Raw genomic sequence first — 22,288 nt, forward strand, 5'->3', positions numbered from 1 at the left:
ATGGCCCCGCACCGTTCCGTACACGCCTTCACCGCCCGCTTCTTTCCGCACTCGTCGGTGTCCCTCCGCTGGGCCGTTGCCGCGTTCGCCCTTCTCGCCGCTCTCTGCTGGGCGTCCCCGGCCTGGGCCGTGGACAGCGCTGTCTTCGCCTCGGGCGCGGGCACCGAGGCCGACCCCTACCTCATCGAGAATGCAAGTCAGCTAGCGGCCTTCCGCGATGCTGTGAACGCAGGCGACGACTATGACGGCAAATACGTGGCCCTCGGCGCCGACGTGGATCTCGAGGGCGCCGAGTGGACGCCCATCGGCGCCGGCACGCGCAAGAGCAGCGGCATCGCCGAGGGCAGCACACCTTTCGCTGGCACCTTCGACGGCGCGGGCCACACCGTGAGCGGCCTGAAGATCACTTCGACCCAGGGCGCCGACTACGCCATCGGGCTCTTCGGCATTCTGGACGGGGCCACTGCGAAGAACCTCACCGTGGCCGACACGAAGATCGCCGTGCCTCAAAGCGAGCTGGCGGGCATCCTCTGCGGCATGTTGGCGAACGATTCCACTGTATCCGGCGTAAGCGTCTCCGGATCCGTTTCCGGCAAGGCGGGCGTGGGCGGCATCGCGGGGCGCATGACGCTATCCGGCACCATCGAGAACTGCGAGAACAGCGCCTCGGTCACCGCCGCGGGCGGCGTGGGCAACGCCGGCGGCATCGTGGGCGCCGCCTACTACACCACCCACACCGGCCGCATGGCCATCACCGGATGCCGCAACAGCGGGAGCATTTCCGGCACCGACTGCATCGGCGGCATCGCCGGCCTCAGCGCGACCTTCGTGTCGAATTGCGAGAACAGCGGCGCCATTGCCGGCACGAGCTACTCTGTCGGCGGCATCGTCGGCGAGCAGAAGAACTACGGCGCCGTGAGCGGCTGCACCAATTCCGGGGCGGTTTCCACGAGTAACGCCAGTGCCTACGGCATCGGGGGCATCGTGGGATGGGCCCGCTACGACGGCGCCGCGCCCGCCTACGCCGCCAGCGCGCCCATCACGGTGACCGGCTGCGCCAACAGCGCCTCCGTGCAAGGCGGCAGCTGCGCCGGCGGCATCGTCGGCACGTTCTACAACGCGGGCACCGTAAGCGGAAACACCAATACGGCCGCGTCCATCACCAGCTCGAGCTTCGCCGGGGGCATCGTGGGCAACCTGCAGAACGCCGACATCTCGTCGCTGCCCTCCACGGTGCCCGAGGGCATCCTCGTGGAGAACAACGTGAGCGCCACCCCGCTCAATGCCATCACGGCTCCCTTGAAGGGCCCCTACGCCTACAACAACACGCCGAGCGATTTCACCGTGCGCGACAACGGGAGCGCCTGGGTGGCCCAGGCCGGAGCGACGCGCTACGCCACGCTCGCGGGCGCCTTCGCAACGGCCCCCGATCACAGCACCATCAAGCTCGTCAGCAGCGTGAGCGAACAGCCGACCCTCTCCGTTTCCGACGGCCGCGAGCTCACGCTGGATCTGGCCGGCTTCAACCTCTTCTTCGCCACGGACGGCGGCCTGTCCCTTCGGGATGGAGCCCTGACGGTAACCGGACAGGGCGACGTGGCGACCGCCGAGGGAGCCGACGGCAAGCCCGAGCCTTTGGCCACCGTGAGCGGCACGGGGTCACTCGCGCTTAAGGGCGGCAGTTACAACCAGGACGTAGCGCCCTATGTGGCCGATTCCTACGCCGAGTTCGTCCCCGCCGACGCTCACGCGACGGCCCCCTTTTCCGTCGTGCCCGCCTCAACGGCCAAGCACAACGCCCAGGCCGTCGTTCACGATGGAGGCAAGACCGTTTACTATGGTGACGCCGGCGCAGCCCGAACAGCAGCGGCCGCTGCCCCTGGCGCCACCGTGGAGGAGCTGAACGCCCCGAGCACGCCATCGGGCAACGAGGGCGGCGAGGGCAACCCGAGCGACGGACAGACGGGAACGGCAAACGACGGGCAGCCGAGCGGAGACGCCAACGCGAATGCCGGGGACAAGACAGATGGCAGCACCGCAGCCGACGACCAGACCGACGGCAACGGGACGAAGGGCGCGGACAAGGATGACGCCTCTAAGGCGACAGCCAAACCCAGCACATCCAGCGCGGCGTCTGGCACGCATACTTACCGCAGCAGCTCGATCGCCTACCGCGGCGTTCCACAGACTGGAGACGCGGCCACCGATGCGCTGCTCGCCGTGGGAGCTCTGGCCGTCGTCTCGGGCGGCGCCGCGGCCCTCGCCCGCGCCCGCATGAAGCGTGCCCGGGCCAAGTAGCGTAGCTCGGCATCGCCCGCACCGTAAGCCGCAATCGCCGTGGCTCCTCTTTACCTGAGAGCGCACATCGAGGCCGTCGCCCTGACCACTACCTCCTTGTCGGCCTCCTCACGGAAACGGGCAACTCCCGCAGGGCCTCCATTACCTCAGCGGCGGCTTCCTCGGCTTGCAACTGCCGAGGCATGTCGAGGCCCGCGCGCTCGAAGGCCTCGGCCAGCGCGGCAGCGTAGTCGCGCTTGTGGGCATCGTTGAGCGCCTTCCACGGAATGCCCTTGAACCAAGCGGCCACCTCCCCATTGAAGGGCACGCGTCCTTGCAGCATGAGCGCCATGATGACAGGGTATCCCGCATACCCCTGCCAGAACGTCGCGTTGTCGTTGGAGCGGTAGCGTCCCTCGTCGTCCCAGGTCACCCGGTACTCCTTCGACCCGTCCGACGATCGCACGATAAGCGCTTCCGGACTCAAATCGTAGCGATCGTCGACCAGCGCCGTCCACGCCTCGTACACTTTCTCAACCGGCGGCAATTTTTCCATTAGACACTCCTTTATCACGCTTCCTCGCTCTACCCATTATGACTCCACCGCTTCGGCACAACGCAAACTGCCACTCATCAGTTATGTTGCAAGCCTTCCAGTTGTGGTCATTTCATGTGTGCCTATTTACAAAGTGCCTGCTCATAGAGTTGTCCACAGCGAAAACGAGACACTGCCGCGACATAACTGCGGTTTGACGCTGCTACGATCCCCGCCCTACTTCGATCCATCTAAAAAACAAGGGGCACCATGGCGGTACTTTTAGCGGGCGCCTGAGCGCTTCCTTTTGCCTTCGGAATTCTGCCCGGAGAGGGAGACGAGGGCGATCATGGCGGCCATGAGGACAAGGCCGATCCAATCCCAGGCAGAGAACGGAGTGTGCAGCCACAAGGCAGCGATGACCATGGCACCGGCCGGCTCAGCCACGCCCAGAAGGCTCCCCTTCACCGAGCCCACGAGCGACACGCCGTAGAGGAACAGCCCGAAAGCAGCAAAGGTACCAAGAACGCCCACGCCACCGACAAGAGCGAGCCAGCCTGTAGCGTCCATGTCGGGAACGAAACTGCCGGCGGTGCCGAAAAGGTCGGCGAGAATCGAGCCCGCAGCGCCGAGGGCGACAGAAGGGGCGGCGAGCAGCGAAACGATCATCTCTCCGATGAGCCACACGAGAACGGCGACAATACCGCTAATGACCATCCCGCAGGCGATGATGGTGGGGCGATCCCATCGGCCGTAGAGCCGTTGGGGCGCCATGATGTAGAGCGTCTCGGACAAGGCGTTGGCAATGCCCCAAGCCAAGCCCGCCACCGGCAGCACGATGACGCCCCAGTCTCCCTGGGTGGCGATGAGCGTCGCGGCGGCCATCGCGCACATCAGCCCGACAAAGTCGGCGACGCGCGGCAGACGGCGCGCTCGGGCGCAGGTGATAAGCATGACGAACACCGTGCAGGTGGCCTGGAGCACCGTGGCCGTGCCGGCGTTGGTGAGGGCCACCGACACCGCATAGGTGATCTGCGAGAGGTACAGCCCCACGCCGAACAGAACGAGCGTCGGACGGGCGGCGGGGCTCCCCAGCAGCGAGAGCAGAGCCTCGCGACGCGTAACGAATACGAAGACGGCGAACAGCAGGGCCGCCACGCCGGCACGTACGGCGGAGATGAAGGCGGAGCTTACCTCGTAACTCTCCGCGAGAAACTGGATACAGGCTCCTGAGAATCCCCACAGCGTCGCACCCGCCAGGGCACATACCACCCCTCGCCAGAAGACCTTAGAAGCGTTCACCGCCGTCTCACCTCCGTGCAATCCATCGAAATCCGTTGCCGCAGAGGCAGCATACACCATCCCATGCACAAGGAGCCAGAGAGGACGCACCTTCGACCGCTGCGGGCAAAGCGACCTCCCTACTGCCGCCCTCGGCACTTGGCGGCGCGGGCGGCGCGGCTATCGCCCCTCTTCGCGCTTGGCGGCACGGGCGGCGCGCTTGGCGGCCAAACGCTCGCGGGCGGCATCGCCCTTGGCGAGGTTGTTGGCGCGCCGTTCGCTGCGCCCCGTGGGGCGAGTGGGAGCGGGAGCGGCTGACGCTGAGCCCTTGGCCGGGTCCTGGCCCAGGGCGGACCTCGGTCCGCCCCTGCGGGAATCGGTCGGGGCATTTTGCGAAACAGCCTTAGCAGAGCCTGTCCGAGCATTTTTGGAAACGCCCGCAGCGGGATCTGTTGCGATACCCCGGGGGACAGAAGAGGCAGGATCGGAGGCAGAGCCGGAAGCGCCGCCCTCCATCTCCGCGAAAGGAGCCCCCTCTTCGGCGTCGGTCTCGCCGAAGAGTTTCTCCAGGAAGTGCACGATAGCCGGAAGCAGGTTGTCGCGTTCCTCCTCCGAGAAGTAGCGCAAAGGCAGCGTCAGTTTGCGCTTGTCCGTCTGGTAGCGGCCGGCCGCGCGGCGCAGGGGCTTCATGGCAGCAGCGGGGATGTCGATGGGCTCCACGATGAGCTTGCCCGCCGCCACGGAGATGAGCTTGACCCCGTGCTCGTTGGCGAAGGCCTTCAGCCATGCGCGCTCGAAGAGGTTGGCCGCCGCCTCGGGCATCTCGGGGGCCTCCGCGAGCATATCCTCGCGGAGGGCGGCCACCTCCTCCACCGTGGAGGCCGAAGCCAGCTTGCGGTACCACAGCACCCGGGCGTCGGCGTCGGGAATGTACTCCTCGGGCAGGTAGGCGTGACCGGGGATGTTCACGGTGATGTCGGAAAGCGCCGGCGGCAGCTCGCCTGAGGCGCCCACGCCCTCGCGGGTCTCGTTCACGGCCTGGTTGAGCATCTGGGCGAACAGGTCGAAGCCCACGGCTGACATATTGCCGGACTGCTCGGCGCCCAGCATAGAACCGGCGCCGCGGATCTCCAGATCGCGCATGGCGATGCGCATGCCGCTGCCCAGATCCTGGTGCTCGTTGATGGCGGTGAGGCGCGCGGCGGCCTCCTCGGTCAAAGGCACGTTCTCGGGGAACATGAAGTAGGCGTAGGCCTGGGTGGACGAGCGGCCCACGCGGCCCTTCAGCTGGTACATCTGGGCGAGGCCCAGACGCTGGGCGTCCTCGATGATGAGCGTGTTGGTGTGGGGGTTGTCGATGCCGCTCTCGATGATGGTGGTGGCCACGAGCACGTCCAGCTCGCCGGCGGCGAACTCCTCCATCACCTGCTCCAGCTCCTCCTTGGTCATCTGCCCGTGGGCCACGCCGACCCGCGCCTCCCCGGCGGCGGCATGCACGCGGTCCACGGCCTCGTCGATGGAACGCACGCGGTTGGACACGTAGTACACCTGGCCGCCCCGCGCCAACTCGTAGCGGATGGCGGCCGATACGACGTCGGGATCCCACTCCCCCACGTGCACCTCTACGGGGCGCCGCTCGTCGGGCGGCGTTAGGATGAGCGACATATCGCGCACCCCCGACAGCGACATCTGCATGGTGCGCGGGATGGGGGTGGCCGACAACGTCAGCACGTCGATGGACTCGCGCAAGTTCTTCAGCTGCTCTTTGTGCTGCACGCCAAAGCGCTGCTCCTCGTCGATGATGACCAGTCCCAGATCGTGCGGGTTCACATCGCGCGAGAGCAGCCGGTGCGTGCCCACGAGCACCTGCACGTCGCCTTTGGCGAAGCCCTCCAGCGCTGCTTTCTGCTGCTCGGGCGTGCGGAAGCGCGAGAGCACTTCCACGGTGACGTCGAAGGGGTCGAAGCGGTCTTTGAAGGAGGTGTAGTGCTGCTGGGCCAGAATGGTGGTCGGACAGAGCACCATCACCTGCTTGCCGTCCTGAGTGGCCTTGAAGGCGGCGCGCAGGGCCACCTCGGTCTTGCCGAAGCCGACGTCTCCGCAGATGAGACGGTCCATCGGTCGCGGCGATTCCATGTCGTGCTTCACATCGGCGATGGCGGCGAGCTGGTCGCGGGTCTCGGTGTAGGGGAAGGCCTCCTCCATCTCGCGCTGCCAGGGGGTGTCCGGCGAGAAGCGGAAGCCCTGGGTGGCGGCGCGGCGGGCGTACACGTCCACGAGGTCGAAGGCGAGCTTCTTGGTGGCCTTGCGGGCGCGGTTCATGGCCCGAGCCCAGTCGCTCGTGTTCAGGCGGGTAAGACGGGGGCTGCCGCCTTCCGGCCCCACGTAACGGGTCACGCGGTCGAGCTGCTCCACGGGGACGAACAGCTTGTCGCCCTCGGCGTATTCCAGCTGCAGGTAGTCGCGCTCGGTGCCGTCCACCTCGCGGCGCACCAGATCGCGGAAAAAAGCGATGCCGTGGGCCGCGTGCACCACGTAGTCGCCGGGCTTGAACGGAAAGGTGACCTCGGTGGCATCCACGCGGGAGCGCACGCGGCGGCTGGCGGCGCGCGAACCCTGGGTGTCGGCGGCCGACACCAGCGCGAGATGCGCCTTCGGGATGATCATGCCGAGCGGGATGTCGTTGTCCACGATGTTGACGACCCCCCGCCGCAGGCGGCGTTTGGCCTGGGCCGGGGTGTCGGCCTCTGTGCTTTCGGGTTGCGACTCGCCATCGTCCAAATTTTCCGGTTGCACAATCTGGATGGGAATACCGTGATCGACGAAGGCGTGGCGCATGGTCTCGCGGGCGCGCAAGTTCGGAGCCGAGAAGACGATGGTGTAGCGGTCGGCGGCGAGGCTCTTCAGCTTGCCGAATATTTTGTCGGGCATCCCGGCCACATCGACGCGCTTCACCGGCAGCTCGTCGTCCAGCGCGCCGCCGACCCGCATGATGGAGACATAAGTGGCCCGCACCTCGCCCCCGAAGTCCAACGCCGCCGGCTCGGCGAACAGGCCCGCGAGCGCGATGTTGGTACCCCGGGCGCGCTCGGCGATGTCATCTGCGGCGTGGGCCGCATCATCGAAGAGCGAACGCGGCTCGATGAGGGCCGCACACGTGCCCGCTCCGGCGTAGGCGCCCAGCGTCACCGGCTTCTTGTACAGAAACGGCAGCACCACATCGGCGCCGTCGAAGCGAAGCCCCCCTTCCAGCTTCTCCAGCACATCGCGCAGAGCCGGGTTGGTGAGCGCCGGCTTTTCCAGGGCGCGCCGCGCGTCGGCCAGCGCCCGGGGGGAGGTGGGGAACTCAGAGACGGGGTAAATCTCCACGGAGGGCAGCGAAGAGATGGTCTGCCCCGTGGCGGGCACGATGCGGCGAATCTCGTCCAGCTCGTCGCCGAAGAAGTCGAGCCGCACCGGAAAGGACAGGTTGCCGGGGAACACATCCACGGTGCCGCCGCGCACGGCGAAGGTGCCCGGGCCGTCCAGCTCGCCGGTGTTGGCGTAGCCGGCGGCCTCCAGGGCGCGGGGCAGGTCGCCCAGCTCCTCGACGCCCTCGACGCCCATATCCTCGAGCTCCTCGCCGGCCGTAAGCGCGATCGGCCGCGCAGCATTCGCCTCTACCGGCGGCAACAGGCGCAGCAGCGCCCGGGCGCTCGCCACCACCACGACTTCGCGGCCGCTCTTGAGCGCCCAGGCGGCCTCCATGCGCTGGGCGATGACGCGACGATCGGCCGGCTTCGGGTCGAAGGGGTAATCGTCGCGCTCCGGGAAGCGCAGCACGCGCTCCTCCCCCACATAGGCGGCCACGTTGCGGGCGAAGGCGACGGCGGCGTCCTCGCCGGCCACGACGACGAGCGTGGGCTGGGGCGCATGGGCGAAGCGGGCCGCCACGAGGAAGGGCCGCGCCGAGGCGGCCACACCCAAGGTGGCGTCCTCGTCGGCATCGAGCTTTCCCCAGAACGTATCCAGACAGCCGGATTTCTCCAGCGTGAAGGCGAGCGAATCGATGAGCACAGCGGTCTCTTTTCCAGTAGGGCAAACGGCAAAAGCCGCCCGAGCGGGCGGTCGGCGCCCGGGATGAGCGCCTCGCACAGTGTAGCGCACTGGGGCGCGCAGCGACGCGAACGGGGGGCCAATAGTAGCAAAGAAGTAAACCGTCCCGCCGCGATTCCCCTAACTATTCCTCGAGAAGGAGCCCGCGCTGTGCGACAATAGCGAAAACGACACAGCGCCGACGCAGGCCGGCGCAAAAGGTAAGGAGGCAGCATGGCACGGGAATCCCTGGCGAGCAAGCGGGAGCGGGCGGCGGCCATCGAGGAGCGCATGTTCGAGCACTACGGCCCTGGGAAGGCGTCGCTCGACTATCGCACGCCCTTCGAGCTCACCGTGGCCGTGGTGCTGTCGGCCCAGTGCACCGACGCCGCCGTGAACAAGGTGACGCCGCGCCTGTTCGCGGCCTTCCCTACCCCAGCGGCCATGGCGGCCGCCTCATCGGACGAAGTGGCGGAGATCATCCACTCGCTGGGGTTCTTCCGAAGCAAGGCGAAGAACCTCGTGGCACTCGCACAAATGGTGACGGCGGATTTCGGCGGCGAGGTGCCCGCCGACGTAGATGAGCTGCAGAAGCTGCCCGGCGTGGGCCGCAAGACCGCCAACTGCGTCATGTGCGAAGCCTTCAAGGATCCCCAGGGCATCGCCGTGGACACCCACGTCTTCCGCATCGCCCACCGGCTGAAGCTGGCCGGGCCCTCAGCTGACACGCCGCAGAAGGTGGAGGACATCCTTCTGAAGGTGTACCCGCGCGAGCAGTGGCTGTTCATCAACCACCAGTGGGTGCATTTCGGCCGCGAGTTCTGCCGCGCCCGCAACCCCCGCTGCGCCGACTGCATCGTCGGCGATCTGTGCCCCACCCGAGGGCTTTGGGGGTAGGACCCTTCCCCCTTCCATAGCGGATAATCGCCGTCTCACCCCCGTAGGGGGCGACCTTGGTCGCCCCTCGCCACAAACATGGCCGTTGCTTGAAGAGCTACCGAAGTCGATCCTACAGGGTTTGGACAACTATAAACATAAACCTTAGCTGGGAAAAACTGAAATGGAGAAGAGCAACTACCAGCAAGCGCGATTACCATGGCTCTCGCTTTTCACCCTGAATAAACAACTTTCCCAAAGAAGTTCTTCTTAAAATTGCCCAATTGCTCTTGCGCGAATTCTATTCCATTATCAGCTGCTACAGAAAACAGTTCGTAGGCATAAGCTGGCTCGCTTTCGACAAAAGAAAAAGCATAGTAGGCCGCCAGATAACTTCCCCAACGGAGGCAGTTGGACGAATTGCACGCTTGAAGCTCTTCAAAATATCGCTTGGTTTGTCCTCGCAAGCGCTTCTCTAGAAACTTAATTGCTCTGTCTATCTTTTCGTCCTCTTTAGTGGCAATGTCTAAGTAAGCAGTCAGCATCTCGGATTTAAAGCCATTTACCGCCTCGTAACATCTATAGGCCTCGAAGCAAAACAAATTCGCCGTAGCTGCATCTTTGGATCTCTCGTGCAGATAAAGATCCCTGTATGAATTTCCCTGAATTAAGCGTAACTCTTCGCGCAACTTCTCAAACTGCTCCCTAGTCGATTCTCCAAGAGCAGAACTCGTACCCTTTAGTGCTGTCTCTTCCTTCTCGATTGCAAAGAGTTTCTCAATGCAGCGCATTCCCCTCTCTGCCACGAACACCGCCTCTTTTTCATCCCCCATCTCGAACATCATCTCAGCATACAAATTGGCGACTCCCGGCAACGCAGCCATCGCCCTTGTTGAGCCAAGCGAGGACGTCAAGTCAAGCCACTGAACCAACTCTCGAATTCTTCTTTCCTCATAGAGAACTGTAATGTATTTTCTTAATGTATACATATCTCTTTCCGCTACGGCATGCCATGCGATTGCTTCAAGAGGGGATCCATCAACCCCCTTTCCTTCGCGATAAGCTTCCTCGATAATTGAGGCAGCTTCGCTCTGCGGTGCATCCCCATGGAACATTGCAGCTTCAAGTCCTGTAATAGCAGCATAACGCTCGCCATCGCTCTTCGACTCCTCCCAAAGTTCCTGAGCATATTGAAAGAGCTTGTCACAGTCGCTCAATCCTTTAAGGTTTCGAGCTTCGTCCCTCAAGTTGACAACTTCCATAAAATCAGCCATGCCGTCACTCGTCTCTATATCAAGGAAGCCTGCCGAATGGCAGGCTTCCAACGTCCATTGCTCTATCGACCCACGCAGTACATCATGCACTTCGTCCCACAGGGGGTACCGCCGCCTGGCACCTCATAAGGGGAACAGATGGTCGAGCATGACGCATAGACCCCTCCGCTCTGGAGAGACGAAAGCCCGATAAAATCGCAGGCTCCATTCTCGGTAAGCGAAAATGCTTTCCTTAAAACTACCATCAGTATTCCTTTCTCTACATGTTTCTTTCTATCAAATACGAAGCAGCATCAAATACTGCCTCGTAAATGAACTTGATATACGGACAGCGACCATACCCGAAGCCCATCTTTTCACCGGCGTAGCAGCCAGTTTGACAAGTTGGCAGAAAGACGCATTCACGACATTGATCAGGTATGGACGTTTGCGCCCAAAAAGCAGCTGATCCATTGAAAGCAACGCCTTCGCTTAAGCTGCCGATTCGGTCTCCAGGATCGCCGATCAAGTGGTCGCACTTCGAGATGAAACCTTCTGGCGAAATACAAAAGTTGTTAATTCCTTGCGCGCAACAACTCGCATTATTGAAATTTAGCGGCAGTCCATTCAACGACCTAATAAGGCCAGCATCAATCATCGCACGCAAGATCGGCTTGTAAGCTTCAGCCAGCTCTTCTGACTCATAACAGGAATTGTCGGCAGAAAGACTATACAGAGGAGCCACATGGGCGGAAAAGAAGTCATTCTGAGCGAATCGAGCACCTAGTAAAGGAATAAGGCTCAGCAAATCCTCGTGGTTTCTTTTATCCATATTGAGTCTGACGGATACGGCTATCTCATTGTCTAGCAGCCTCTCTATACTTCCTAAAACATCGTCAAGGGTAATAGAGGAATCTAGGTAGTTTTTTCTCCTCTGATATTCTTCGTTTGTGCCATCAAGAGTTATTTGAGCGTTCCCAACTCGGCAGCGTTTCAGCAACTTGGCAACTTCGTCTGTCACCAACGATCCGTTGGTGATAACGTCTCCTTCAAAAGTAATTCCCCTCGAATCCGCGCTTTCCATTAACCTCATCGATACACGTTCGATGAAGTCGGGCCGCAAAAGAGGCTCGCCTCCGAACCAAGTAATGTGAAGCTTTTGGGCTGCTTGCATAGTCCGCTCGATAAAAGCAACGAGCTCGTTCTCATGCTTTTCATCAAATGCGCAAGGATTGAAACCTTCTTCGTAGCAGTAGAAGCAGCGTGCATTGCACAACGTTGTTGGAAGAATCTGAAAGCTAACTTGACTTGAGGAAAAGTTATTCGCATTGCGTAACGCTACGACTTTAGCCAGCTCGTCTTCGTCTTCCGCAACATAAAAACCATTCGCGCTAAGTACTTCTTCCTCTTCCTTCGTTACTGACATCGCATTAAGGCGATTGTAATCATCACGAGACATGTTCAAAACGGCCGATGTCAGGAAATTGACTGCGAGCACAGTTCCATTGGTCAAATGACCAGCATAATTGTATCGTGAAGGCTTCAATATTTTATTTGCCATGACGACTCCTCTTGGAATTTTGAGCAGCATCAGAATACGGAGTAGCGGCATAGCCTTTGTTTCTCAGTGAACGCACGAAAACGTCGAGCGTCTGCCGAACAGGATTTCTAAACAAGGCGCAAGTGCCGAACCTTTTCACGACAGATGGACTGACGGCATAGTAAATCCTCACCAAGGAGTGACCTATCACACTCTTTTCGAGGTATTGATCCCTGAAACGCCGAAGAACCCACACCTCTGGACAGTCATAGGAGCCATAGACGCAAGTGGCTACATAGCAGCCCCCTTTTTCCTGCTCACTACAATAACTGGGCTCGACTTTCGCAATTGCGTTCTGAGCACGCTGCTTTACTGTCTTGATTTTCTCAATCGTAGCATCATCGGCCTTAAACGCCTTCTGTCCCATCATTTTTTCTTTCGAAGAAGCCGGATAATTAGGGGCAAGCGTGTAAGTGGTACCATCTCCTTCAAGCATAAGGCTGCAAGCTTTGACGAGATCTTTTCGAGCCGCCAGGACAATGTCTTCCGAACCAGCACCCCTCGCAGAGCCACAAAGCGCCACCAACTCCTGCAGCAAGTTCATAAGGGCGATGAGACCATTGAAATAGCTTGTCGGCGAAATGCGATGCTCTGCTTTCGTATACTCAGGCTCAGCATGCGAAAACCGATCAACGTACCGACCGAGGGTAGTTTCAACGACGCCCAAAAGGCTCATTGCCCATTCGTCTTTTCCTTCGTCATCTAAAGTTGCCTCAGAAATGATCCCGTAGACTCCGCTCACACATGGCTTCAATCTGTCCTTGACGAGTTCTGGCAAATACCCGTCCTCATTGCTGAAAGCGAGCGCAGCAACATAAACAAGACCCTCCTCAGAACTTAAGGAACCGTCAGCAGAAGCGTCCTTTTCTATAAGAGCAACAGCTTGACGCGCCTTCTCGAATGCGGCTACCCGATCTTCTTCTATAAAAGGCGCCAGCAACCAATGATCCTGCGATTCTCCAACCAGCTCTTTGGCACGCTCGTAATTTGTTGCCATTCAAACCCTCGCTTTCTCATCCAATCAATGAAAGGTAACGTGTGCGTACTTCGTCGCAATAACCCAAAGGAACCTGATACATAGTCTTGTCGTTCGATTTAATGGGCTCTGCTTTTGCTGCGCACATCTCACATAGTATTTGCGCTTCACATCCCGAACACCCAACCAAAGACGCTTCCTTTTCACGGTCGACGAAGTCGTGAAGCAGGCGAAGCGCATTGCGAACTCCCTCCTGTCTCATGTCCCAGAGAAGAGGGTAATCGCAGCACAAGCCCAGCATGAACTCAGGAGAAACATAGGCTCCATATTTCGCAGCCGCACAGCCTAAAGCTTTTCGAGCATGTGACTCTAAGGAGCTTCTATCTAAGGAGACAGTTCCCATCTGATCCTTCTCTAGAGCAATCAGGGTTGGCTCTTCCAGAGAAAGAACTTGTGCATCGATACCGTTATCGCCATTAAATAGTCTCCCATCAAGACGAAGATCAACTTGATGCCTTTAGAGGCCGTGGACGAAGAGCGGCTGGACGCCTCGCTGCGCCAGGCGGGGAGCAGCGACGAGACCACCCGAGCTGCAGCCGCAAGCGACGCCAAAGCCTCCTTCCGCGTCCTTGTCGCCGCCGCCGGCGAGGGCTGCGCGCTGGCCATCACCCTGTACTACGGGGAGGGCTACAGCACCGCCGAGATCGCCGAGCTTTTGGACACGACCGCCGAGAACGTGCGCCAGCGGCTCTCCCGCGGCCGCAAGCGCATCGCGCGCGCCTTGGGCTGCGACCCTCGCGGCGTCGCAGCGAATGAAGAGCCGGACGGCCCGCGACGAATATCCGAGCGGGGCTGCCGTCCGAGGGCTCCCGCCGAGACCGACGCGCCCCTCATGCAGGCCGCCAACCCCGCCTGAGCACGGAGGGCCCTTCTCGCGATCCATCACCCCGGAAGCCGACGAGGACGCCTCCTCCGAACCGCAATCCCTTTTCACCTACGACCCTTCGATGCCACCGTGCGAAAGCGAAGCAGCTTCGCGGCCGCCTACCTGCTGCGCGGGCGCTACACACGCCTTCCGAATTCGTGGCACGATGAGAGGAACCGACACGACCAACGACAATCTTGATCGCAGCATCCGCGCCATTGTGGGCGATGCGCGACCGACGCCTGAAGCCGAGGCGGCCATGGATGACGCCTTCGCCGCCATCGCCCAGGAGGCCGCCGCCCGCAGCCCCGCGCCCTCTACGAGCCGCCGTCGCCCGGCGCCGGTGCTTGTGCCGCGCTGGGCCCGGGCGGCCGCCGTGGCCTGCGCCGTGTGCCTGGGCGTGGGAGGCACCGCCTACGCCGCCGACGCCCTGGGGCTCATCAACCTGCAGCAATCCGGCGACTACCAGACTTTGATGGCCGTGGATGCCGGCGAGGTCGCCGCACCGGCGACGGGCCCCGTGGCCGACTACCGCCTGGAGTTCGCGAACCTGCCCGAGGGGGCGGCCGCCTTCGACCGCGACAACCACCTCGCCAAATACGACTGGGCCGACCACGAGAAGGGCTTCTCCGCCTTCTTGTTCTATCTAGATTCCAGCGAGCCTCTGCCCGTGTCGTTCACGACCGGCGCCACCCCGGTGTCCGTGAACGGCGCCGAGGGCGTCGTCTTCGAGAAGCCGGGCATCGCCCAGGGCGATCACAGCCTGGACATGTACCTCGTCTTCCCCGACGAGCAGCGCGTCCTGTGGCTGTGGACCGACTCGCTCACCTCCGACGAGCTGACCCGCATCGCCGAGGCCGCGTGCCTTATTCCCACAGGCACCAAGGTCATCCCTGGCAGCGACGGGACCCTCCGCGCCTGGTCCGAGGAGATCGCCCAGGCGAGGGGCGCCGGCGAGGAGACCGAAACCGCAGAGTTCAAGCTTGATGCTAGCGCTGAAGAGATGAGCGCCCTGCACGCCGTGGGCGCCACGCCCGGCGAGGCGGCCACGGTGCAGCTCGCCTGGATCGTGCCCGCCGATGAGCTGGACAAACTGCTGCTGAACCTGTCCGGAGATGGCACCTATGCCAGCTTCGACGAATCCGACCTGGCCCTGGGCTACGTGGATATGCGTCAGTAAAAGCGACGCGCAGAGGGCGGGAACCGCTCAGTATCGAACCCGTAGGGGGCGACCTCGGTCGCCCCTTCGCAGCAGGAGGCTTCATTCCGGTTGGAAGGGCTGGCCAAGGCCAGCCCCTACGGGATCTTCTGGCAAAAACCCCTTCGCAGAAAGCGACTTCGGTCGCTTCTTCTTATTTCTTTCGCAGAGGGAACCCGCGGCGGTGCAGCTCGGCCACGACGGTTTCAACTAGCAAAGGCAGCGCAGCGGAGCATTCGGGGGTGAGGCCCACGACAAACTGCTCCGGGGAGGGGTTGCCCACCTGCATGCCCAGGCAGAAGCCCTCGGCCTCGTAGCCCATGAGCGATGCGGCGTCGAACAGGTCGACGAGCTTCAAATCGTGCAGCGACGCCTCGGGGCCGAAATGGCGCGCCATGGCATCCGGCTCAAACCGGTACACGGTGCCCGGCGCGTCGCCCGTGCCGTCCACGGCGTCCACCGTGAGGATAAGGTCGCAACGTTCCACGTAGGGCAGCATGTCCAGCGACATGCAGCCGACGTCCACCAGCGTCACGTTCTCGGGGATGTCATAGCCGGCAAGTATCTCGTCGTAGGCCGCCGGCCCCACGCCATCGTCCAGCATGAGTCGGTTCCCGACGAAGAACACCGCCGCCGTGCGCTCGCTCGCTTCCATGCCTTCTCCTTAGGCCCAGGTATCCAGCGTCGGGCGCAGATCCAAGTTGTACCAGGTGGCAAACGCCACGATGGCCACGGCGATGATCGCGCCAACAACGGCCCAGATGCGCTGCCGCCGCAGGTAGGTCTCGCGACTCACCCCCATGTTCTCGGCCCGATGCGCCGCGAAAGGCTGCGCCACGATGGCGAACACCGCGGTTGCGCCCACCAGCCCCGCGGCCATGAGAATGGCCAGCACCACGTTCATCGCTGTCGGCTCCACCGTGGCCGCGTAAATCACGTTGTCCGCGAACAGCCACGCGACGAAGAAGAGGAACGCCGCCCACATCCCATGGGCCGGCCCCCACACGGGTGCCAAAAACAGCGCCCCCAGGTTCACCCGGGGCAGCCCCGCGAGAAACTTCTCCTCTTCAGCAATCTGCTCGTCGGTCAATGGCTCGCCCATGTCGCCTATCTTTCCTCTCTTTGATCGGCGGCACGTCGGGTGGCCCCTTCGTGTGCTCGCCGTTATTTCCAACCCCGCCCTATCATTGGCAGGACGTCCCATCCAGGTCCCAGTTTCATTCAACAAGACCATCTCGATTCTCGTTTTCCAATTTTCGGGGATAAATGCCACTTCAACCCCGAAATGGTCGATTTTTCGGCAACATACCAGAGTTTTTTCGACCATTTCGCCCTTCAACTGGCATTTGGCTTGCCATTTCGGGGTCAAAGTGGCATTCACTGCCAAAAAGGGAAGCATGGGGGATGGGGGTCGGATACGGTCGCGCAGCGCGCGCTAGCTGATGAGCTTCGAGCTCTCCACCTTTTCCACGTACCATTCCATGAACTTCTCCAGGGGCTTGCGAAGCACGAGGCCCAAAAGCGCCGCCGGGATGAGGAACAGGGCGAGCGTGCCCATCTGCACCCAGAAGTCGTTGCCGTAGGTGCCCATCATGGCGCTTCGCATGGCGTTCACCACGTGGGTGGCGGGAAGCCACGGCGAGAGGACCTGCACGAAATCGGGCATGATCTGCAGCGGGAACGAGCCGCCGCAGCCGGTCACCTGCACGATGAGCAGAAGCACGGCGATGGCCTTGCCGAGGTTGGCGAAGGACACCACCAGCGCGTAGATGATGAAGGTGAACACAAGTCCCGCGCCCCAGAAACACACCATGAACAGCCATGGCGAGGTCACCTGCACATCGAGGAAGAACAAATTGCCCAGCGCCATGACCGTCGACTGGGCCAGCGACACCACGGCCATGACGGCGAAGCGACCGAAGAACAGCTGCCGCGGCTTCGGATTCACAAGCCCCGCCTCCTTCTGGATGCGTAGGCCCGCCTTCGGCTTGAACACCACGAGGATGAGCAGCGACCCGATGAACAGGGCCAGCGTCGTGTAAAGGGGGGCCATGGCGCTGCCGAAGTTCTCCACGGGGAACACCGGGATGCGCTCGACGCCGACGGGCGCGGACAGCGCCTTCGAAAGGGCCGATACATCGGAGCCGAGCACGGCGCGCAGGGCGTCGCGGTCGCCCGAGGCGATGGCGCCGTCGATATCGGAGGCCATCTCCCGCAGCCCCGAGGAGACGCCCTTGAGCTTCTCGGTGGTCTCGGCTATCTTGTCGGCGGTGCCGGCCATGACATCGGCCGCCGAGGTGGCCGAGGCGGACAGCTCGCCGCCGACGCCCTTCAGGTCGTCGGAAACGCCGGAGAGCGCATCGGCCATGGAGGCGGCCTGCTCTGCCAGCGAGGCGAGCCCCGGCGCCACATTCGCCTCGTAATCGTCCTTGATGGAATTGATGGAGGCGGCGGCCTCGGCCGCCTTGGCCTTGGCGGCATCGCGCTCGGCGGAAAGATCGGTGTCGCCCGCCTCCAGCTTATCGGCGGCCGTCCGCAGGCTCGCGGCCATGGAATCCGCCTGGGACGCCACCGCTCTCGCACGGCCGGCCAGGGCGGTCACTTGGGGCCGGAGGCTCTCGGGCAGCGACGGGGCGGCGCCTTCCAAGCTGTCGGCCACCTGGCGGTACACCGTCGCATGGGACGCAAGCGCATCGGCCTGGGCGCGCAGATCCTTGGCAATGCCCTGACTGTCCCCGGAAGCCGCATCGAACAGTGCGTCGACGGAATCGGATACCGCCCCGAAGGCGGCGGCGCTGTCGGCCAGCGAGCTCTTGAGCGTATCCGCCGAGCTCTTCAGAGCGTCCACCGTGGCCGGCACCGCGTCGGCCCGCCCCGTCGCGGCGGACAGCGTCTCGTCCAGAGCCGTGGAGGCCTGGGTGGCCAGGTCGGCCGAATGGCGCGAGAGATCCTCGCAGGAGCGAGCGAGCGAGCCGTAGAGCGAAAGCACCCCGGACGCGTCGTCGAAGGCATCGGCCATCTCGCGCACATGATCGGCCACCACCGCGATGCGGCCGTCCCAGTCGTCCTCGTCGGCGAAGCTGGAAAGCGATTCGGCCAGCGAGAGCGACACCTCGGAGAGCGTCTGGGCGAACACGGCATTCACCTGATAGGACACCGTGTCGGCTCCCTGATCGGTGATCTTCGGCGCGATGGCGCTCTTCTTCTCGTTGGCGTAGTAGACGATATCGGCGTGGCCCGCGTCGCCCGTGTAGAAGGTGAGCATGTCGCGGCTGAAGCTCTTCGGGATCACCACGGCGGCGTAGTAGCGCCCCGACTTCGCGCCGTCGATGGCGTCCTCCTCGTCGGTGATGTGCCAATCGATCTGGTCGTTGGCCCGCAGGGCGGAGACCACCTGGTCGCCGATGTTGATGCGCAGCGGGATGAGGTCGCTCTGGTAGCCCTCGTCGGTGTTGGCCACGGCCACCGTGAGGTTGCCCGTGTTGTCGAAGACGTTCCAGCAGGCGATGATGTTGTACCAGGCGAACAGCGAGGGCACGAGAACGAGGCCCAGCGTGATGATGATGGACATGACGTTGGCCTTCAAGCGGCCCAGATCGAAGCGGAACAGGCGCCAGACGTTATTCATGACGGGCCTCCTCCCCTTCCGCACCGTCGCGCGCGGCATCGCGAGCGCACGCGCGCTCTCGATCGCCGAAGCCCGCGTCGCGCGCATCCATGCAGGCGGCCCGCTCCACGTCCGCCGTGGCGCCGTACAGGTCGATCAGGCTCGCGTCGGAGAGGCTCTCCAGCTTCAGCTGCCGCTCGAAGCTGAAGCGCAGGCTCTCGATGACCACGAGCGCCACGAAAATGACGATGATCCAAATGAGCCAGCCCGTGAGCAGCCACACCTTCTCGGTCGGCGTCAGGGCGAAGATGACCGCAAGGACCACCGGCACCGCCACGCCCAAAACGAGCGCGCCCTTCATGAGCCGCGGGTACCAGCGGTTGAACGTCGCGTAGCGCTGCTGCAGGGCCGTGGCGTAGGTGTCCTTGTCGGAGAGCGCCCGCATGATCTGGGAGATGCGGTAGGGGCGCACGGGGATATCGACGTCCTCGCCGTTGAACAGGCCGCCGTCGCGCACCTGGCGGGCCACCATGCGGTTCACGTTCGCCATGAGCGGGCGGATGAGGAGCCCGAGCGCCATGAACAGCACGAGGAACAGCGCGAGCACGAGCAGGTCGGAGACGTACTGGCCGCCGTAGAAGCCGCAGATGGCCTCGCGCATGGCCCCGATGCCGTAGGTGAAGGGGAACAGCGGGTAGATGGATTGGAAGAACGGCGAGGTCATCTCGATCGGATAGAGGCCCGTGGCACCGGGGATCTGGGCGAACACGAGAACGACGCAGATGCCCTTGCCGATATGCTGCAGCGTGACGGAGAAGGCGTAGATGATGGAGAGGTAGGCAAGCGACGCCAGCGCCGCGGCGAAGATGAGCGCCGGCGCCGAGACGGTTTGCACGCCGAGCGCGAGCACCCCGACACAGCAGATGACCGCCTGCATCACGGCGATGGCCGCAAGGAACAAATACCGGCCCCAATAGCGCTGGGCCAGGGTCAGGCCGGGGATGCCCTCGCCGTCCGCCTCCTGGCGCATGATGACGAGCAGCATGAAGGCGCCGATCCAGAACGTGAGGTTCATGAACAAGGGCGCCATGGCGCTGCCGTAGGCGTTCAGCGGATAGAGCTGCTCGGTGACCACCTCGGTGGGCGACGCCATAAACGCCGCGATCTTGTCGGCGTCAAGACCGCCCTCGCCTACGAGCCGGGAAAGCGCGTCGGAGGTGCCGAAGGCGAGCACGTCGTTGTAGACGATGCCCAGCTCGCTTTCCAGGCCGGCGAAGAGCCGGTCGGTCTCGGCCACCGTTGAGGCGGCCGTGTCCATGGTGGCGTCCAGCTGGTCGATGACGAGCCCGGTCTGGGCCACGAGGAGCCGCTGGGTCTCAAGGGCCCCGGAAAGGGCCGACGAAGTTTCGGCCAGCGCGTCCAGCGCGTCGTTCACGGCGGGTAGCGTGGTGCCGAACAACGTCGTGGAATAGGCCGACGCGCCGCTGGTCGCCTGGCGCACCGCGCCATCGAGGGCCGATGCCGCGTCGGAGAGCGCGGCCGCCGAGGACTGCGCGCGGTCGTTGGCGACCGTCAGCGCGTCCAGGGCCGTCGAGGCCGCCCGGGTCCGCTCGTCCAGGGAGTCGGCCAGAGCCTCCAGGGCGGCGCGCTCGCTGCTGCCGGAGGGAAGGGAGGCCGCCGCCGCGCGCACGGAGGACGCCAGCTGGCCGCTCTCCTGCACGGCGGCGCCTCCCTGGGCCAGCGCCGCCTGGATGCCTCCCTGGGCCTCGCCGAAGGCGGCGGTGAGGCGCGCGGCGGCCGAGGTGGCGTCGTTCGACGCCTGGGTGATGTCGTCGAGGCCGGCGGTGACGGCCGGCAGCACGAAGGCGGAGAAGTCGCTCAAGGTCTTCTGCATGGTCGTCGCGGTCTCCCCCATCTGGCCCAAGGACTCATCGGCCGCGTCGATGCCGGCGCTCGCTTTGGAGAGCGTCTCTTTGGCCGAGGCGGCCTTGTCCTTGGCCGCCTTCGACGCATCCCCCAAATCGGCGAGCACGCGGCGCACCTCGCCGGTGGCGGCGACGGCCTCCGATATCTTCTGCGCGGCCTTCGACTGCATCTCCTTGGTGCTCTCACGCCCCTCGTTCACCTTCTCGTCGATGGTCTTGACGACCACGTCGCTTACGGTGGCGACGAAGGTGGAGTTGATGGTCTCGTCCAAGGTTGTGGCGCCCGTGTCGGTGATCTTGGGCGCCACCGGGCCCGATTTCTCGTTCACGTAGTACTCGATCTTGGGCTGCGTGAAACTTCCGGTGGTGATGGTGAGCAGATCGGCGGTGAAATGCTCGGGAATGACATAGGCCGCGTAGGCGCGTCCGCCCTTCAGCTCGTTCATGGCCGCGTCGTAGTCGGTGAATTCCCAGTGCAGCTGGTTGTTCTCATGCAGCTGGTCCACGATGCGCTCCCCCACGTTCAGCTCGCCGGTGAGCTCGGAGGAACCGCCCGCATCCTGGTTCACCACGCAGACCGTGAGGTTGCCGGTGTTGTCGTAGGGGTTCCAGAACCCGACGACGTTGTACCAGGTGTACAGCGAGGGAATCACCATGAGGGCGAACACGACCACGAGCGCCTGCGGCGTTTTCAAAAGACGCAGAAGATCGCGCTTGAGTATCTTCAGAACATTCCGCACGAAACGGGTCCTTTCCGCCTGCAGTCGGTAAGTGAACAGAGTTGCCGATAATCATAACGCAACCCCGGCAAGTTTGCTTCCTCTTGTTGACGGTTCGGAACGTTTGGTCAAGCACGTGAGAGCCCAGAGGAGACGTCGGGTGTTCTGACCGAGCGAGTTCCGCAGATGGTATCGAAGGCGCAGTGGGAACGGAATGGGGCAATCTCGTCGCCTTCGATACCAGCGAGGACTGTTTGAGCGAATCAGAATACCCGACGGCTCCTCCCCGGGAGACGCGCAACAAAAAGGGCGGCCCCTTGCGAGACCGCCCTTTCGACTTCGGCGCGCGCGACCCTTAGTGGAGGTCGGCGTCCTCCCCAACGATGTTGTGCAGGTCGGGGTCGTACACCAGGCCGCCATGCTCCTTGCGGATGAACATGAGCTTGGTGGGGGCGAAGCCCTCAACATTGGCCAGGTAGATATGGATGAACATGAAGATGATGAACACGTACATGCCGAAGTAGTGGATGATGCGCATGGACATGAGACCGCCCACGAGGTTCGTCGTCGCGGCGAACGCGGGAACGTTCATGGTCACGCCCCACAGGCAGAGCCCCGTCCAGAACATCAGCACGATGAGGATCGGGATCAAGAGGTAGCTGATCTTCTGCGGCACGCCGAGCTTGGCGCCCAGGGGATGATCCTTCTTCAGGAACAGGTAGTACTTGATCCACTCCAGGGCCTGATGACGGTTGTCCTTCTGGGGCAGCCAGGTCTTGAAGTCGGTCACCTGCTGGCGCGTGCCGCCGGTCGGCGCGGTCTTCACGAAGAAGGCCATGATGACGCGGGCCACACAGTTGATGAACAGCACGAAACCGAAGAACAGATGGCAGCCGCGGGCGATGCCCGTGAGGAACGGCAGCACCGGGAAGTGGATGATGATGCCCGACAGGATGAGCATGATCATGGCGATCAGGTTGATCCAGTGGGTCACCACGAAGATAAGAGGATGGGCCTCTTTGTAGTGAGCGAGATGGGCCAT

The 22,288-nt window shown here is 62.9% G+C and carries 15 protein-coding genes; 4 read left to right on the forward strand and 11 right to left on the reverse strand.

The genetic code is table 11. The features are described from left to right. On the forward strand, positions 1-2,298 hold the full coding sequence (locus tag ACW4QM_RS05075; RefSeq protein ID WP_161128344.1) for a hypothetical protein: 2,298 nt from the start codon (positions 1-3) through the stop codon (positions 2,296-2,298). A gap of 88 nt (positions 2,299-2,386) precedes the next feature. Here the strand turns inward: ACW4QM_RS05075 and ACW4QM_RS05080 are convergent, their stop codons facing one another. The 3 genes from ACW4QM_RS05080 to mfd all read right to left on the reverse strand — a co-directional run bounded on the left by ACW4QM_RS05080 (position 2,387) and on the right by mfd (position 8,149). Next, a complete protein-coding gene (locus ACW4QM_RS05080) occupies positions 2,387-2,833 on the reverse strand; it encodes a hypothetical protein (RefSeq protein ID WP_161128343.1) in 447 nt (148 codons plus the stop codon). Between the two features lie 261 nt (positions 2,834-3,094). Beyond that, positions 3,095-4,114 (reverse strand): EamA family transporter, encoded by a 1,020-nt coding sequence (locus ACW4QM_RS05085; RefSeq protein WP_302148455.1) that lies wholly within the window; start codon positions 4,112-4,114, stop codon positions 3,095-3,097. 159 nt (positions 4,115-4,273) lie between these two features. Beyond that, positions 4,274-8,149 (reverse strand): transcription-repair coupling factor, encoded by a 3,876-nt coding sequence (gene mfd / locus ACW4QM_RS05090; protein ID WP_161128341.1) that lies wholly within the window; start codon positions 8,147-8,149, stop codon positions 4,274-4,276. Positions 8,150-8,401: 252 nt separating this feature from the next. Between mfd and nth the strand changes: the two genes are divergently transcribed. Continuing rightward, positions 8,402-9,064, forward strand: coding sequence for an endonuclease III (gene nth / locus ACW4QM_RS05095; protein WP_161128340.1), 663 nt, complete (start codon positions 8,402-8,404; stop codon positions 9,062-9,064). Between the two features lie 212 nt (positions 9,065-9,276). On the opposite strand, the gene ACW4QM_RS05100 is transcribed toward nth, so the two are convergent. The 3 genes from ACW4QM_RS05100 to ACW4QM_RS05110 all read right to left on the reverse strand — a co-directional run bounded on the left by ACW4QM_RS05100 (position 9,277) and on the right by ACW4QM_RS05110 (position 12,893). Then, positions 9,277-10,407, reverse strand: a complete 1,131-nt coding sequence (locus ACW4QM_RS05100) for a hypothetical protein (RefSeq protein ID WP_455798245.1) — start codon at positions 10,405-10,407, stop codon at positions 9,277-9,279. Between the two features lie 169 nt (positions 10,408-10,576). Continuing rightward, positions 10,577-11,857, reverse strand: coding sequence for a radical SAM/SPASM domain-containing protein (locus ACW4QM_RS05105; protein ID WP_161128470.1), 1,281 nt, complete (start codon positions 11,855-11,857; stop codon positions 10,577-10,579). Beyond that, positions 11,847-12,893 carry a CFI-box-CTERM domain-containing protein gene (locus ACW4QM_RS05110; protein WP_302148456.1) on the reverse strand — a complete coding sequence of 349 codons (1,047 nt, stop codon included), beginning with the start codon at positions 12,891-12,893 and terminating at the stop codon, positions 11,847-11,849. Before ACW4QM_RS05110 ends, ACW4QM_RS05105 begins: the two co-directional genes overlap by 11 nt. Positions 12,894-13,383: 490 nt before the next feature. Here ACW4QM_RS05110 and ACW4QM_RS05115 point away from each other — a divergent pair, with 490 nt between their 5' ends. Next, the gene (locus tag ACW4QM_RS05115) at positions 13,384-13,788 is read left to right on the forward strand and encodes an RNA polymerase sigma factor (RefSeq protein WP_161128458.1); all 405 of its coding nucleotides are present in this window, start codon (positions 13,384-13,386) and stop codon (positions 13,786-13,788) included. A 175-nt stretch (positions 13,789-13,963) separates the two neighbouring features. Beyond that, on the forward strand, positions 13,964-14,977 hold the full coding sequence (locus tag ACW4QM_RS05120) for a hypothetical protein (protein WP_455798246.1): 1,014 nt from the start codon (positions 13,964-13,966) through the stop codon (positions 14,975-14,977). Positions 14,978-15,149: 172 nt separating this feature from the next. On the opposite strand, the gene ACW4QM_RS05125 is transcribed toward ACW4QM_RS05120, so the two are convergent. The 5 genes from ACW4QM_RS05125 to ACW4QM_RS05145 form a co-directional block, all read right to left on the reverse strand. Then, on the reverse strand, positions 15,150-15,650 hold the full coding sequence (locus ACW4QM_RS05125; protein ID WP_161128456.1) for a hydrogenase maturation protease: 501 nt from the start codon (positions 15,648-15,650) through the stop codon (positions 15,150-15,152). Positions 15,651-15,659: 9 nt separating this feature from the next. Beyond that, positions 15,660-16,097 (reverse strand): viscotoxin-A3, encoded by a 438-nt coding sequence (locus ACW4QM_RS05130; protein ID WP_161128455.1) that lies wholly within the window; start codon positions 16,095-16,097, stop codon positions 15,660-15,662. 333 nt (positions 16,098-16,430) lie between these two features. Further along, positions 16,431-18,623, reverse strand: a complete 2,193-nt coding sequence (locus ACW4QM_RS05135; protein WP_161128416.1) for a YhgE/Pip domain-containing protein — start codon at positions 18,621-18,623, stop codon at positions 16,431-16,433. Continuing rightward, entirely contained in the window at positions 18,616-21,267 is a 2,652-nt protein-coding gene (locus tag ACW4QM_RS05140; RefSeq protein WP_418694197.1) for a YhgE/Pip domain-containing protein, read from the reverse strand. Before ACW4QM_RS05140 ends, ACW4QM_RS05135 begins: the two co-directional genes overlap by 8 nt. Positions 21,268-21,601: 334 nt before the next feature. Continuing rightward, positions 21,602-22,288, reverse strand: a complete 687-nt coding sequence (locus ACW4QM_RS05145) for a cytochrome b/b6 domain-containing protein (RefSeq protein WP_022740095.1) — start codon at positions 22,286-22,288, stop codon at positions 21,602-21,604.

This window comes from Adlercreutzia sp. CNCM I-6207 (assembly GCF_977072305.1).